This window comes from Candidatus Methylomirabilota bacterium, assembly GCA_028870115.1.
Classification (GTDB): Bacteria; Methylomirabilota; Methylomirabilia; order Methylomirabilales; family Methylomirabilaceae; genus Methylomirabilis.
In genome coordinates this window covers 29,881-45,286 of sequence record JAGWQH010000029.1, presented here as the reverse complement: position 1 = coordinate 45,286, position 15,406 = coordinate 29,881, and the positions used below count along the sequence as shown (strand labels likewise).

The 15,406-nt window shown below is 56.3% G+C and carries 13 protein-coding genes and 1 pseudogene; 3 read left to right on the top strand and 11 right to left on the bottom strand.

What is annotated here, in order from left to right; all coding sequences use genetic code 11:
* Positions 1-15 precede the first annotated feature (15 nt).
* From KGL31_02920 to KGL31_02890, 7 genes and pseudogenes are all read right to left on the bottom strand, one after another.
* Positions 16-3,435 carry an AAA family ATPase gene (locus tag KGL31_02920; GenBank protein MDE2320859.1) on the bottom strand — a complete coding sequence of 1,140 codons (3,420 nt, stop codon included), beginning with the start codon at positions 3,433-3,435 and terminating at the stop codon, positions 16-18.
* 18 nt (positions 3,436-3,453) lie between these two features.
* Positions 3,454-4,653 (bottom strand): hypothetical protein, encoded by a 1,200-nt coding sequence (locus KGL31_02915; protein ID MDE2320858.1) that lies wholly within the window; start codon positions 4,651-4,653, stop codon positions 3,454-3,456.
* Positions 4,654-4,920: 267 nt separating this feature from the next.
* Positions 4,921-5,115 (bottom strand): annotated as a pseudogene (locus KGL31_02910) (hypothetical protein).
* Positions 5,116-5,211: 96 nt separating this feature from the next.
* On the bottom strand, positions 5,212-5,637 hold the full coding sequence (locus KGL31_02905; protein MDE2320857.1) for a type II toxin-antitoxin system VapC family toxin: 426 nt from the start codon (positions 5,635-5,637) through the stop codon (positions 5,212-5,214).
* Positions 5,634-5,927 carry a type II toxin-antitoxin system prevent-host-death family antitoxin gene (locus KGL31_02900; GenBank protein MDE2320856.1) on the bottom strand — a complete coding sequence of 98 codons (294 nt, stop codon included), beginning with the start codon at positions 5,925-5,927 and terminating at the stop codon, positions 5,634-5,636. Before KGL31_02900 ends, KGL31_02905 begins: the two co-directional genes overlap by 4 nt.
* Before the next feature lie 117 nt (positions 5,928-6,044).
* Entirely contained in the window at positions 6,045-7,403 is a 1,359-nt protein-coding gene (locus KGL31_02895; GenBank protein MDE2320855.1) for a sigma-54-dependent Fis family transcriptional regulator, read from the bottom strand.
* Positions 7,387-9,126, bottom strand: a complete 1,740-nt coding sequence (locus tag KGL31_02890) for a GAF domain-containing protein (GenBank protein MDE2320854.1) — start codon at positions 9,124-9,126, stop codon at positions 7,387-7,389. Before KGL31_02890 ends, KGL31_02895 begins: the two co-directional genes overlap by 17 nt.
* A gap of 207 nt (positions 9,127-9,333) precedes the next feature.
* On the opposite strand from KGL31_02890, the gene KGL31_02885 reads away from it, so the two are divergent.
* Positions 9,334-9,888: an NUDIX hydrolase gene (locus KGL31_02885; GenBank protein MDE2320853.1), complete on the top strand. Its 555-nt coding sequence runs from the start codon at positions 9,334-9,336 to the stop codon at positions 9,886-9,888.
* A 42-nt stretch (positions 9,889-9,930) separates the two neighbouring features.
* Here the strand turns inward: KGL31_02885 and KGL31_02880 are convergent, their stop codons facing one another.
* Positions 9,931-10,806, bottom strand: a complete 876-nt coding sequence (locus KGL31_02880) for an alpha/beta hydrolase (protein MDE2320852.1) — start codon at positions 10,804-10,806, stop codon at positions 9,931-9,933.
* A 357-nt stretch (positions 10,807-11,163) separates the two neighbouring features.
* Between KGL31_02880 and KGL31_02875 the strand changes: the two genes are divergently transcribed.
* Complete coding sequence (locus tag KGL31_02875) at positions 11,164-12,366, top strand: metallophosphoesterase (GenBank protein MDE2320851.1); 1,203 nt, start codon at positions 11,164-11,166, stop codon at positions 12,364-12,366.
* 176 nt (positions 12,367-12,542) lie between these two features.
* Here KGL31_02875 and KGL31_02870 read toward each other — a convergent pair whose 3' ends face one another.
* A complete protein-coding gene (locus KGL31_02870; GenBank protein MDE2320850.1) occupies positions 12,543-12,905 on the bottom strand; it encodes a sulfite exporter TauE/SafE family protein in 363 nt (120 codons plus the stop codon).
* A gap of 414 nt (positions 12,906-13,319) precedes the next feature.
* On the opposite strand from KGL31_02870, the gene KGL31_02865 reads away from it, so the two are divergent.
* Positions 13,320-13,856: a hypothetical protein gene (locus KGL31_02865; GenBank protein ID MDE2320849.1), complete on the top strand. Its 537-nt coding sequence runs from the start codon at positions 13,320-13,322 to the stop codon at positions 13,854-13,856.
* 14 nt (positions 13,857-13,870) lie between these two features.
* On the opposite strand, the gene KGL31_02860 is transcribed toward KGL31_02865, so the two are convergent.
* Both KGL31_02860 and yajC read right to left on the bottom strand, forming a co-directional pair.
* Complete coding sequence (locus KGL31_02860; GenBank protein ID MDE2320848.1) at positions 13,871-14,866, bottom strand: SurA N-terminal domain-containing protein; 996 nt, start codon at positions 14,864-14,866, stop codon at positions 13,871-13,873.
* Positions 14,867-15,040: 174 nt separating this feature from the next.
* The gene (gene yajC, locus KGL31_02855; protein ID MDE2320847.1) at positions 15,041-15,382 is read right to left on the bottom strand and encodes a preprotein translocase subunit YajC; all 342 of its coding nucleotides are present in this window, start codon (positions 15,380-15,382) and stop codon (positions 15,041-15,043) included.
* Positions 15,383-15,406: the final 24 nt, after the last annotated feature.

Below are 15,406 nucleotides of genomic sequence, written 5' to 3'. Positions count from 1 at the left end.
CGATGTGAATTCACATTAAGAGTGCTTGGTAGCTGTTTCGTCGGCTTGCCTTTCAGGATGCCATAAGGCCCTCAATTCTTGGGCGCGACGAATTACCTGCTCAACAGAATCGGCTTGACTCTGAGCAGATGAAGATTTCCCGGTGGCAAGCTCTGGAGCAATGCCTAATTCTTGCAAACGCCTGAACACCGACTTCAAGGCACGTTCTTCATCACGGAAGAAAAGGCTGCCACGAACGCGAACGAACGTCCAATGGCCACATCGTTTCAGGATGGCCTCTCGTTCGAGGTCTTCTTGGAGTTTCTCCAGGCCATGAAACTGCTCGCCGTCGCACTCAATGGCCAAGCGCTTTCCACTTCCAATGACCACCAAGTCAATGTAGTAAGCCCCCGCTCGGTATTGCGGAAGGACGTTGTAGCCGCGCTCCATCAGCCGTCGCAGAACGGTTCCCTCGAACACCTGCGAGCGAGGGTCCACCTTAGTCAATCGTTTTTCTAATTCGCGTTCCCACGCCTCCGGGTCGAGGGCATGTTCGATGATGCGGCGGCGATAGTCGCCAACCTGAAGATCCGTTTCGTGATTCAGGCTGTGCACGATCCACATCTGGTTGCGCGCACGGCTTGCGGCGACATTGAAGCGTTTCTTAAAAATTCTCTTCGGCCCTTCCTGCCGCATATAGAGCGGTGGCTGTTCAGGTGGAGAGTCCACTACCGAAAGGAACACGACGTCTCGCTCGTCACCTTGGAACTGCGCGGAGTCGCCGCATAGAATCTGTCGTCGTCGATACTCGGCAGGTTCCATACGTTGTCGAAGGAGGCTATCAATTCTTGAGGCTTGTTTGTCGCTGACGAGCGAGACCACGCCGAAGGTTGTCGGCTCCCCTAAATCATTTTTCGTATACTCCGGCCGCTCAATAGCGGCGCAAATGAGCGAGGCAATGGTTTCTGCCTCGACTTCATTGACGTTGTCGCCACGATCGTGCCCTTTCTCAACTCGATAGTGAACGACGTGCGGATTGAGTGGAACGGACGAAGCCTCACGTAGTGGTTTTATTTCACCTTTATAGGATAGGTTGTTGCTAAAAGCGATGATATTGGGCGCACACCGGAAATGTTCAGTTAGCCGAATTACACCGCCGAAGGCAATTTGAGCCAAGTCGTAGACAGAGGTTGTGCCGTCATACAATTCCTTGAAAGGCAGGCCTTCAAGAAAGACACGAATAAGCTTAGTTACCTCTTCCATATCGACGCCGGCGGCGACCGGGGTTACCTGTTCGTCATCGCCCACAATGATAGTTTGATAGCCCAGATACAAGGCAAATAGCGAGGTCGGGTCACATTGGCTGGCCTCATCGATGATCACCACATCAAATCTTGTCTTTGTTGGGTCAAAGGTGTCGGCCACTTCGGCCAGAGGCATAATCCAAACGGGAACGGCATCTTTAGCCGTCGCCATCTCCCGGCGAGCAGCAGCCAGAAGCTCGGCGTCGCGAACTCCTCTACCAGTTTTTGTTAGCTTATTTCGCATCGCTGCGTAAGCACCAAGCGCCCTCTTCTGCGTGGGGTTAGTCTGCCGGATTTGATTCATCCATGTCTGTTTTTCGACAAGATACGCAGTGGTTTCAAGAAGTTGTTGACTGAGCCGTTCAATGTGTTGCTGCAACTGATCAAGTGACACGCTCGCCCGTCTTTCCAATTCGTTATGAAGCTGTCTCCATTCCCAAGCGGCGTTCGGGTCGCCCGGCGGCTGTGACTCACTATGCTCTGCCAGCCGATTGTCAATCGCGGACGCCCAAGCCGGAGCGGACCGACTGAGTCGGTTCAGGAGCTCATGTCGTCGCGTGAGATCTTGTTCAAGGCTCTTCAGCCGTAGCAATTCCTCGTATGCGGATTGATAGTCCATTGCCGAGCGATCATTCATCGCTCGTCGCAATCGCTTTGTCGCTTGAGCTTCTGGAAGATTTGACTTGGGCAACTGCTCGTACCATGTACGCAACGTCGCCAGTAGCCTGTTGTATCGCAGCCATCCGCTCCGCGATTGAAGAATCGGACCAAGGTCGCCAAGCACCGCACGGCGAATTCGGCGAAGTTCAGCGTTATCTCCAGACTCCGGAGCAGTGGAGTCAAGAAATGCAGACCATCCGAAACCGAGGCGATGAAATTCGCTTTCGAGCGGCTGCCAAGTACGGGCCTGCCATTCCAAGCACATCCGGATTTGCGGCACGAACTGTTTACAGACCTGCTCTGGACGATCGCTGAGATCGGAACACGCGAGACCTCCCTGACAAGCCATCTGACGTTCCCAGCGTTCAACCAACTCAGAGCGAAGCTGTTGCATACGTAGAAGCGCCTTCACCGCGCGCAAGTGCGTCGCATCGCTCAGTTCTATTGCGCGGCTGCCAACGCGAACCTTTGCCTTAAACTCAAACCAATGGGGCCTGGTCAGCCTGGCGAGCAAACCGAATGAGTTGCCTGCTTCCTGGTACCGAATAATTTCTTCCACCAATGACAAGAGTTCGTGCGGAGGGCGTGGGTCAGATAGATTCGGACCGTGTTCAATGACCAGTGCGTGACATTCATGCACCTCACGCCAAGTATCTTCAATTTTCTTGACCAGCGAATCCCATTCACAACGCGCGGTCTCACCGTCTCTTCCCGCCTGGATGGCCAATAGCTGCCACGGCGCGCTATCACGCAGAAACTCAATCGTTTTGCTGGCCAGTTCTAACATCCGGTCAAACTCGGTCAAATCTACAGGCTCGAGCGTGTCATCCCATAGTTCCTCGCGTAGCCGGAGATTCTGGCCAGCCAAAGCGGTCATCTCCTCAACAGCAGAACGGAACTCCCCTGGCGTAGGTAAAGTACCCAACTCAGGCCGGCTGCTTGCGAGTTCACGTTCGTCTGTGAGAGAGACACGAGCGTTCGTTTGATACAGCACTACAACCTCGGCATGAGCAAGGGGAAGCACCTCACCGAGATTCACTGGACTGGGAATCCAGTCGTCCTTGCCAGCACCTTCTTTCACACGTTTGGCCGCCTCAATCGGTCGCATGGCTTTCCCGCCGAAGACGACATCGCGAATTTCATCCTGCCTGGCGTTGAGAAGCCGGTGACGCCCATCGCCCAATGATTCGAGAATGTGCTTTCGCTCCTCACGCAAACGGTGCGCATCTCGTTCCAAGAGACGGTCGTCGTCGCTCAGGCGAACGTGAATTTTCTGAACTGAGGTTTGAAGCTCTTCCTGGCTCTGCTTGTCATTGTGAAGAACGCTGATGCAGAGCGGCTGAAGCGGCTCGACGACTTTTTTGCGGAGTACGCGCAGCGCCTTGGGCGTATGGGCAGTGACAAGCACACGTTTCCCTTGCGCCAACAAGTGACCGAGAAGATTCGCGATTGTGTGCGTCTTTCCTGTACCTGGGGGACCCTGCACGAGCACACAACCTCTACGCGTCAATTACTTTGCGATTTCAAGCTGTTCACGATTGGCGGGCTTGCTCAAGAGAACGTCGTCATCCTCATTTCCTATAGACAGCTCGCTATCATGAGATTCTGTTTGGCTGACAGCGCTCGCCTCCAGTCCAAGGATCTGCAGCAACGAGGGAGGGAAGGCCTCACGGCCTGCAATGTCCTCCAACACCAAATCGAAGACGTTAGCTGGGCCCGTTCGTCGCTGTCGCATGAAAATGACTGGCCGGCGCTCTATGGTCGGTTTGTCCTGCTCTCGCATGGTGTGTGGCTGATTGAAGAGTGTTAGATCGGACTGCGATGAAGAACCAGTTCGTCTGCTTACTGAAGGCTGGTCATTCTCAAGCACGGCACCACTGCTAGGAAAAAGTCCCTGGATGAGGCGGCGAAGAAAACCGTGGGTGTCGTCTACTCCAAGAGGAGCAAATTCCGATTTCCTCATTTCGTCCGCGCAACGAGCAAGCTGTTGGCTGTTAACTCCGGGAAGAATACGGAGAAACTCTGTATAAAGTTCTGGTGGTTGCTCTCGCTTTCGGAAAATAAACTGCGGCTGCCGTTTCTCTGGATAGAATTCCAGTTCCAACTTTTGCAGAAGGACTGGATGGTAAAACTCGCCGCCAACATCACGACATCGCAAGAGACCATCACCTACCACCAACTCAATCCTTTCGCCTTCCCGCTCCTGAATGCCATACCACTCGTATACGGTTTGGAAAAGTATCATTGATTGCCGAGCTGGACGCTCGTTAGTCACCCACTGCTCACGTTGCTGCTGCCACGCGTGGAGGAGCGAAGAACGTCGTGAGTCCGCATCAAACCGCTCAATGAACGTTTTACCATCCTTGCTGGTGCCATTGCGGGTTGGTTGGATTTCGACTTTCCCCGCAATATCCTGCCAGCCAGGCTTCAGCCATTCAGACAGCACTGAAGGCGGTGGAGGGCATTGCGTAACGACCGGGCGCACCAGCCGCAGCACGATATCACTATCTTCGACTTTATCCTCAGTCTTACCTGCGTCTCGAAACAACTCGACGGATGGATGGACAGGAAGGTCTTTCAACCAAAGGGAGTGCGGCTGTTGTGCAATATTCCGAACCGGCGGGTAGCGCAGGTCTGTGTAGGCTTTGAGGAACTCGAAGAGTTTGGTCAAACGCTCGCGCACAGGTTGCATGTTTGGTTGGATGCTCATGGTGCTACTGCTCCGAGGACGTCATTGACTGACAAGACGCTGTGTTGTCGCCGTGGGCGATCTGCGCAATGTTGGCGGAGCTGGTCTCATCATCAAAGAAGCGCCAGCGCGACCTTCGGAGAAGGTCGTTGATCAGAATCCTTGCTTTGGCTTCTTTCGGCATTCGTGCGGGTGGCTAATTCGCGTTAAGGGGCCGCATTGTTAAGCGGTCCGTTTAAGCCGCGTGCGGCGCTGGCGCGATGGCATTGTGCCCGAACTGGCGGCGTCAAGCAAGAGGCGCAAGGCCCGATTCACTGAGTCAGAATCAGGAAACGCTTTCGCCAGAGCAGGTTCAATCAGGACGAGGTTCGTCCCTGCCATAGCCCGCTTGTAGTGTTTGCCGCGGACTCCTCCCTTCAGTTGGGATAGATCGTACTCGGCCCGAAGCTCGTCATCAATTTTCTTCACTGGTTCTCTTTTCATACTGTATTGGCTCCTGGAACCTCTCTACGCCCCCACCACTGCGACTTTCAAGGCCTTACCTTCAGTCACACTATTCGACATGTCAAGTTCCAGGGGTCATGCAGGAAGCAGCGCAAACCCTTCAGTTCTGGCTGCGTCCCTCAACCTGTGATCGAGACAGACAAAGTGGTGACCCCTGGGTGTTGTGCCGGCCCATACAAGACCGGCAGCCAATTGAAGGGAATCAGCCGCGCGTAAAGGATGCGCGAGGAGAAGCCGTGCGGCAATGACCCGTACTTCGGCGCTCGGCTCAATCTCTGTCCATGCATCTGACAGCAGGACCAGCAGGTGACGAATCTGATCCTCCCCCTGAGGCGTCAAGAACCCCTCCCGCCGCAGCCGTGCAAACGCTGAAAAGCATTCAATGGGGCTTCCCCACCAGGCGACGATATCCCCGTCGGCTTTCGCGATGGCACGGATGGCCTTGGTCTGCGGACCTTCAAAGTACAGGGGAATAAGGGCCGAAGCGTCCCAGAATTTCACCGGGATTCCGCTCGTTCTTGCAAGAGTGCCTCCAGGGCACGATTCTTGGGGTCTTTCGGTCGTGGAAGGTCCCAAAATCCATGGGGTAGTCCACCTGTTCCGATTTTGACCATTCCCGCGCGCTCAAGTGCCAGGAGATGGGGCGGCCGATCTGTTTTGTCCCGTGTGACAGGGACCAGCTTGGCGACCGGCTTCCCCCTATCAGTTACGATGACCTCCTCGCCTTCCTTGACTGCGGCGAGAAATCTGCTCAGCGAGGCTTTCAATTCAGACACAGCAACGGCCTTCATAAATATGTCCTCCATGGTTGTTTATATATGACTAACATAGTCAATCATAAGGTGTCAAATTACCTCGCCCCACCGTCTTGACCTCCAGCCCCTTTAACTCGGCAAAGAGCCGGCCCTTCACAGGGAGATGTTGTACCGCTTAATTTTGCTATTCAAGGTTTTGAGGTCGATGCCGAGCAGTCGCGCGGCCTGCATCTTTTTGCCCCCCGTATGATCGAGCACCCGGATGAGGTGCAGCCGCTCCATTTCCGCCAGCGAGGCGGGGCCGGCCGCCGATCCGCTCGGAAACCGGATGTTGGGCGACAGATCCTCAAGGCCGATGATGTCGCCGGAGGAGAGAATCTGAAGGCGCTCGATCGTATTCGCAAGCTCTCGCACATTGCCCGGCCACGGGTAGTCCGCCAGCGATTGCATCGCCTCCCGGGAGATGGTCTTGGCCTTTTGACCGGTTACCTGGAATTGCGTCAAAAAATGCTCAATGAGGAGCGGGATGTCCTCCTTCCGCTCACGCAAGGACGGCAGCGTCAAGCTGACCACGTTCAGTCGATAATAGAGATCCTCGCGGAACCGGCCTGTTCGTACCTCCTGGGCCAGGTCCTTGTTGGTGGCGGCGATGATGCGCACATCTACCCGGTGCACGCGGGTGCCTCCAACCCGTCGCAGCTCCTTAGTGTCGAGTACTTGAAGGAGCTTGGCTTGCATGGCCGGGCTCATCTCCCCCACCTCATCCAGCAGGAGGGTCCCACCTCCTGCCACCTCGAAGAGACCCATTTTGACGCTGGTGGCGCCGGTGAATGCCCCTTTCTCATGCCCGAACAGCTCGCTCTCCAGGAGCGGATCCTGAAAGCCGCTGCAGTTGATGATCAGGAATGGCCCGCCGGCTCGAGGGCTCGCCATATGAATGGCCTTGGCCACCAGGCTCTTGCCGGTCCCGCTCTCTCCCTGTATGAGGACGCTCGCCTCACTCGGCGCAATCCGTCGCACGGTCGCCGACAGGGAGGCCATGGCAGGACTGTGACCGATCATAACAGGCGCGGGTTCGCGCTGGGCGATCATACGGCGCAGGGCCGTATTCTCCGTGCGCAGGCGCTTTCGCTCCGCGGCTCGCCGCAGCACCTCCTCCAATTCGGAGAGCTTGAAGGGCTTGGTCAGGTAGTCGTAGGCACCCAGCTTCATCGCGTTGATGGCGCTGTCCACATCGGGGTGACCGGTCAGGATGACGACCTCCGCCGAAGTCCCGGATTCCCGAATCCGGCGGAGCGCCTCCATCCCACCGATTCCGGGCATCTTGAGGTCGAGGAGGACGACATCGAACTCTCGCGTGCGCAACTGCTCCATGGCCTCTTCGCCGCTTCCGGCGCAGGTGACTATATACCCCGCCCGTGGCAGCTCCTTTTCCATAAGCAGCCGGATGAGTCGCTCGTCATCGACAACAAGCACGCGGGTCACACCGCTTCGTTCACCCGCTTGAGGCATCTTCACCCCCCGTCCTGCGGCGATCTGGCCGCTTCCCATCCATCTCACTGCGGTCGGCCAGCGGCAGACTGACGATGACCACCGTGCCCTTTCCAACTCCCCTACTTCGCACCTCGATGCTGCCTTTATGCTGCTCGACGATGCTCTGGCTAATGGCAAGGCCAAGGCCCGTCCCTTTGCCCACCTCCTTGGTGGTAAAGAAAGGGTCAAAGATCCTTGAAAGGTTCTCTGGCGAGATCCCGCTACCCGTATCGGATACGAACACATCGAGCCATGCGTGTTCACAAGCCGGCCCGACGACATCACGACGGTGATGGGCGTCGATGCGGATCTCCCCACCGCTCTCGATGGCATCGAGCGCATTGGTTAAAAGGTTGAGGAAGACCTGTTGAAGCATCTGCGCATCGGCTTGAACTACACTTCCATCCGGAAATGGGACGACGACAATCCGCTGATTTTCGAGACTGGCTTGCCGCTCTACAAACGAGACCGCGTGTAACGCCACGTCATATACATCCACCAGGCTGAAGGTAGGCTCGCGCTGTCGCGCGAAATCGAGCAGGCGGCGGACAATGGCCGCTGCGCGGGCCGTTTCGTCTTGGATCATCGTGACATACTGTCCCCACTCCGCAAGAGCGGAAGGACTGCTGATCTCTTCGGCCTCAACCCGTCGCTGGAGGGCCTCGGCGAAGCCGGCTACAGAAGCGAGGGGATTATTCAGTTCATGGGCCAGGCCGGCTGCCAATCGACCAAGCGAGGCGAGCTTCTCCTGCCGTACCAGCAACTGCTGCGATTGTTTCAACTCGTCGTACGAGCGGCGCAGTTCCTCATACAGGCTGGCGTTCTCGAGGGCAATGGCGGCCTGAGTGGCTAACGTAATGGCCAGGGTCTCATCCTCTTCACTGAACTCGGCGGCGCCCTGCTTCTGCGTCACATAGAGATTCCCACGGACCTTTCCTTTTGACGCGACGGGTACGCCCAGGAAGGAGTGCATCGCGGGATGATGAGGCGGGAACCCGTGCGCGCGCGGGTCGGCTGTCAGGTTCTTCAAACGAAGGGGCTTTCCCTCACGTACCAGGACGCCCAGGACCCCCTTTCCGACCGGCGGAGAGCCGATGGCCTGCCTGGTACTTTCGTCAATACCCGCCGTGATGAACCGGCTGAGGCCGCCCTTCCCACCCAGGACGCCGAGAGCGGCGTATTTGGCGCTCATCAACTTACAGGCCATGTTGACGATACGCTGCAACACCTCTTCAAGCGAGAGCTTCGCACTGAGGATCATCCCCGCCCTCACCAGCATCCGAAGCTGGTTCATTTCTCGTTTGCTCATCCGCTCCCGTTCCTCTACGAACGTGAGTGTGATCAGGGTCTGGAGGCGGTGCGCTACGGGGGCGTAGAGATCGAGGAGCTTGGCCAGCCGGTCCGCCTCACCCCGATACCTTCTGAAGAGAGATTGCCTGTACACATCATGCAGCAACGCCAGGCAATCGATGATCTGTTCCGGAGTCTGCCCTCCAAGCACCCCCTGCTTCGCCTTGAGATGGGCATAGGCCAAGGCTGAATCATACTTTCCGGTCTCCACGCACTCCAGAACGATGGCAGAGAGCGTGCCGGACTCGATCTCGATCTCGTCTGGGGTAAGACCCTCCAGCAGGCCCTGTGCCGTCATCCGGCGAACCCACTCTCGCCGAAGCAGTTCGCCCTTTGCTGAAAAGTGTCTCACAAGCTCTTCGCGTAGTGCAGAATTCCTATGAACCATCAACGTACCATCTCTTTGACCCGCTTTTTTCCTTGTCACCACGACCTGTCAACCGGCTCCATCCGATAGGGAGAGGTTGGGAATTGAGTATTACCGAAAACGTCGGTGTTGACACACATCATAAAGATCTTTATGCTCCTTCCCGCAGCACGCGCTGTCGTAGGGGGAGACGTGAAACTTTTCGAGCAAGTCCTCAGCACGCAGGTCGTCTACTCGGGGAAGTATCTTTCAACCGAGCAACAGACGGTTGTCCTGCCTGATGGCCGACAGGCGATCCGTGACATCGTTCATCCTCCGGACGCTGTTGCAATCGTGCCGATCGATGGCGATGGCCGAATCTACCTGGTTCGGCAGTATCGGCCGGCCATCCAGCGGGCCATCTACGAGATCCCTGCCGGCATTATCGATCACGGCGAACGCCCGGTCACAACCGCCCGGCGTGAGTGCGAGGAGGAGGTCGGGCTTCGACCCCGCCGGCTGCTCAAACTGTGCACCTTCTATTCCGCGGTTGGCTTCTCCACCGGGTCCATCCAGCTCTTTCTGGCTCAAGGACTCATGGCCGGCCGGAATCGCCGCCACGACGCCACCGAGTTCCTGGAGGTCCATGCGATCCCATTCGAACAGGCCTACCGCTGGGTCTTATCACACAAGATCGTGGATGCCAAGAGCATCGTCGGCATTCTCTGGGCCAAGCAACAGCTTGACCTTCCATCGCTCCGCGATTAGCGCCAGTCTGCTGGACACCGGCGTTAGCAATGCGCACGTTCATCACTCGCAACCAAGAAATTCCAGGATCGCCTGATTGGTCTCGTCAGGCTTCTCCCACATCGGCATATGACCGCTGCCTTTGATCACGACCAGTGTGGAATCTCGGATTGTGGAGTGAAGCTGCTGTCCGACCTCCACAGGAAACAGTTCGTCCTGCTCGCCCCAGATGATGAGCGTTGATGTGCGTAAGGTTGTCAGCGCATCGGTATACCGAGCGACCTCATCAGTATGGCGAATCGTAGAGGCCACAACCCGCGCGGTCCCTGCAATTCGGCCGATCCGGTATTGTCGTTCCACCACCGCGTCGGTGATGAGTCGATCGTCATAGACGACCTGTGCGAGCGCCGTCCGCACCATGCGGCGAGTCCGTAACGCGATAGCCAGATACGGCAAGAGTGGGACGCGACGGAACGCGAGGAACCAGCGCAAGAGGCGATTTCGAACCGCGGGAACCACCTGTGGAGGGATGCCATCAATCAGGACAAGCTTATCAACTCGCTCGGGATGCGCGAGGGCAGACGCCCAGGCGATCCCCGCACCCATTGAGTTGCCGATCAGACTGGCACTGCTCACGCCGAGTTGGTCCATGAACTGCTTGATCATATCAATGAAAAACGACGGCGTGTAGTCAACCTTCGGCCGATCCGAATACCCGTACCCGAGGAGATCGGGGATGTACAGGCGATATCGCTTGGACAGCGCCGCCACCTGCCTTTCCCACATCCAGATCTCTCCTCCAAGACCGTGAAGCAATAGGAGCGGCGGGCCATCACCGGTTACTACATAAGCGAGCGTCCCCTCGTCGATCTCCGCCAGACACAGTTCGAGGGCCGGGTTCCAGTCAAAGGCGGTCGGACGGATGAGTACGTTCGTCACGCTTACCAGTCCCGTTGTAATCGCCTCGGCCCTTGCCGCCTCCGACTCGGGGACTATCCCCTTTTGGAAAGAAAAAGAAGCTTGCGAGGATCACGGAAATCTATTAGCATTATTAGATTTGCTTGTCCACCTTCTCCTGTGTGGACTTCTGGCAGACGGTACCCCTATTAACCCGCATTATTCATGAAGGCGGCCCAATCTTATTTGCAGTCTTCGCTGCGGAGCGACAATACAGCCTTCGCATAGCATGACCCTGAAGACCGGAATCGACATGGTGTCAAAGCCCATCTCGCTCATTTCACTGGTAGTATAGGCATGTATAAATGAACACCAGACATTCATGAATAATGCAGGTTAATGCGATTCATGCTGCTCCGGTCGATCATCGTTGGGATGCTGGTTGCATCGCAGCTCTATCTCTTCGCAAGAGGGGATCGGGCACTGCGGCTGTCCCGGTGGAGCCCTCGGCGCAAGAAGCTGCTCCAACTTGCCCTGATCGGGTTCTTCGTCTCAACATTGATCATCTATGTTGCCTTCCTCTCTCGATGGGCCCCATCGGAGCACCCGTCTCCGCTGATCCTGTATCTCCTGATCTATCCAACCGCCATCTGGAGCTTCGGATCGCTGTTCTCATTTCTGTTGCTGCTGCTTACCGACCTGATCGGCTATTGCACCAGGTTGATCCGCTTCAGGGCCGTCAAGAGAGATGAGATATCTGCGCCACCGCTTGATCCCTCGCGCAGGATATTTATGCAAACCTCGCTGGGCGCGCTGGCTGCGGCACCCATCTTGGTCTCGGGCTATGGGGCATCCTATGCAAGCAATGGATGGGGTATTGAGGAGGTGCATCTCTCACTCAGCCGGCCTCATCCTTTTGATCCCCCGCTGAAGGTAGTCCAGGTCTCCGACATCCACTCCGGCCTCTTTATGACTCCCGCCCAGATGCGCCTTTATGCCGAGGCGATCCGGCAGCTTGAGCCCGACCTGTTCGTGCTGACGGGGGATTTCATCGCAAACTCGGCAGCCGACCTGCCAGCCTGTATCAAGGAGATGGCGCGAGTGGAGAGTCGATATGGAAGTTTTGCCGTTCTTGGAAATCATGAACATTGGTACGGAGAGCCTGAAAAGATTATCGCCGCCTTCGAAGGAGCAGGGATCGCGATTCTACAAAATACCCATCGGGTCTTGGAGACCAACCGTGGCTCCATTGCCATTGCGGGGATCGACGATCTGCGCGTCGGCCGGCCCAATCTTGGCCGAGCGCTGGCTGGTCTGAATCCAGCATATCCAACAATCCTGCTGTCCCATCGTCCTGAGATCTTTCCGCGGGCTGCCATTCGCAACATCGCCCTCACCTTGTCTGGCCATTACCACGGAGGACAGATTAAGATAAGCGCGCTCGGGCTGAATATCAGTCTTGCTCACCTGCTGAGCCCTTACCCCGAAGGTCTATACCGTCTCAGGAATTCCCACCTGTATGTCAACCGTGGCCTTGGGACCACCGGGACCCCCGTCCGCGTCAACGCCCCTCCTGAGATCACCCTCTTTCATCTGACATAGCTGCTGCTCGACGTCAAAGAGCAGAATACACCCGCGCAACAACAGGGCCGGTCCGTCTTCATGCGGCGCGCGGCGGATTGAATATAGCGGTATGTTCTCAGCGCGGAGAAGAGCGGTGCAAGGAGGGTCACAGCACGGGTTGGAAGGTTCAGGGCAACTCCTAACGAACCAGACTGTTATTTGGTTAGTAGCATCTTAAGCGAAATGAGAAGTAAGGCTATCCCAAATAGTTTTTCCAGCACCGAGTTGGACAAGCTCGTCGCAAGTTTGGCGCCCAGCAACCCTCCCAAGAAAAAACCAAGGCATATCAGGCTTGCTATTCTGAGGTCCACATACCCTTCTTTGTAATATGTCCAGGCGGCTAATAGTCCGATGGGCGGTACCAGCAGCGCCAGCGTCGTGCCCTGAGCCTGATGTTGGGATAGCCCGAACAAAAAGACCAGCGCGGGAACAATGATGATCCCTCCGCCGATGCCGATCAGCCCGCTAAAGCTTCCTGCTACCAGGCCCAAGAGCAGATACAGCAGAATGTGTGTCATATGTGAACCTTCCTTGCGTTGAGGAAAAGTTACACAACATAAGGTCATTGACCCCGCTCGATTTGGAAATCAGGATGGGCAAGAGCACGGCGCTAGTTCTCGAATGCCGAATTTCACCAAGAATCTTACTGTTATCGACTGCTGGAAGGCAAGCGCTTTCCAGTCGTTTGAGGTCATGCGCCGCCTCACTGGCTCTGCTGCACTCGGCACAACGAAACTGACTGGGCCGGATAAACCATTCGGCCGATCCACCATTCTACTCGTTGGGGAGATCTAGCGATGGAAAAGCCGTGGGGTGAGAGATAAATGTAACCCCCAGGACCGACCCACCGTAGCTTTAAGCAAGACCACAACGGGCGATCAGTAAAGACGACCGGGGGCGACGCAGCCACCCTTTGCGCAGGAGGAAGATCGATGATACAACGGTTGATGCTGGGTATCGTCTCGGTAGGAGTATTCTTTGTTTCGTCGTTTACGACTGTTTCTGTCTTCGCAGGGTCGCCGCCTATCGCCGGCGCGAGATCAGGCGCCCGCAGTGAGGGCGCGGGAGCAATCCGCAGTCAGACCTCCCCATCCAGTCTGGCTTTCCCGCAGGAGGTCACTACTGCCTTCACCGCGAGTCCCACAACCGGAGGGTTGGGCGATGCGTTAGCGGCATCGCGCAGCACCTTTTCGACTGCCGAACGGATCGAGTTCGATGCGGTCCTGTTCGAATCCGGTCTGGCGGGCAGCGTTGCTGACCTGCAGCTCCTTGTCTTTGATGCGACCGGAGGACGCCATTTGGCCACCTTCACCCCGCCCAGCGTCTTCGCCCCTGGCGACCGAACCGGATTTTTTATCCAGGTGGATGGCGGCTCGCTTCCGCTCGGACAACTGAAGTGGGTAATGGGGATCGTTGACGCCTCGGGCCGACTCTTTGTCACACCCTTCCAGATAATCGAGATCCAGTGAAAAGTTAAGAAGCGTTAGAGGTTGGCCGTCTCGATTTTTACCTTAGCCCGTGCCCGTACTTGACGAATCCAGTCGGCAAACACCTGCGCCCGCTTCCTTTCCAAAAGCCTAAGGCTGAATTGAGCTTTCTCGCGTTCGAATTCTGCGGGACTCGGGTCTTTTCGATCGATGACTCGGAGGAGATAGCTCGCCTTCGTGCCCTGGATGACCGGACTGATTGCCCCCCGCTCCATTGTCAACGCGGCCTCCTTAAACCTCTCCTGGTCCGGTATCTGCGGGAGGTTACGATCTGATGAGAAGAAGTCGCTGATAAGCGGCTTGAGTCCGGACGCCCTAACGATCTCCTCCCAGGGTTTTTTGTCCTTAACCAGTCCGGACACTTTCTGAATGATGGCCTGTTGTGCCTTTGGATCTGAGAACAACAGGTACTCGGCCTTCACGGAAGCTCGATTCAAGCGAAATGCCTCCCACACCTCATCTGGAAGGAGGTGAACCTCCCCCTTCACCCACTCCTGAACCTTGCGAAGCAGCAGGTCCTCACGAAGACCTTCCTCAAACTTCTCAGGGGTCAGGCGCGCCGATTGAAGGGCCCGGAGATATCTGTCTCGGCTGAAGCCGGTCGCATCGCTAAAGGCCGGCACGGTGGTGATCTCTGCGATAAGCTCATCCGGACTGATCACAATATCCAATCGTCTTGCCTCGTGAAGTAGCAGGTACCGTCCGACGAGCCCTTCCATAACCTGCCCTTTCAGGTTCAGTTGGTCGAGGATCTTTTCATCAAACTTATCTCCTAATTTCTCTTGGTATTGCCGATACTGACGCTGGTAAGCCTGCTGATACTCCGTGTATGGGATCTTCTCACCCTCGACGACAGCAATGGGGCCCACCCCGCCGGGACCCGATGTGGAACGGAATCCCCAGACCAGGAAGGTGGTCCCAACAAAGGCAAAGATCACCAGCCACAAAGTAACGCTTAGCGCCTTGCTATATCCTCGCATTCGCTTCAGCACAGTACCCTCCATCGATTTCCGGACACCAGTACGCTCATACAACTTAATGGATTTGATGCTATCGCATTGTGACAACCGACGCAACCCTTTCTTCTTCCAGATAGAAAACGGACAAATCCGTGCACTTTCCTCACGCGATCTGGATACAGTCAAAAGGAATGCGTCGGCGCAAGCCTAATCGCCCTTGGCCTTCGCCACCTCCGCCGTTCCACCGGCTTTCTCGGTGATGGCGCTCCGCGCGATCTCAACCGTGACATTTTCGGCGATCCTTACCTTGACCCGGTTGTCTTCGCCAAACTTGATTATTGTCCCGTACAACCCTCCAGTGGTCACGATCTGATCGCCGGTTTTCAATTTGTCGAGCATATCCTTTTGCTCTCGCGACTTCTTTTGCTGTGGACGAATCATCAGGAGATAAAATACAACGAATATCAGTACTGGAGGGAGGAGAGCCGCAAGCATACCTCCAGTTCCACCTCCAGATGGAGGGCCCTGTTGCGCATACGCCGTTCCCATTTTCTAACCTCCTCGTAGTTGTGT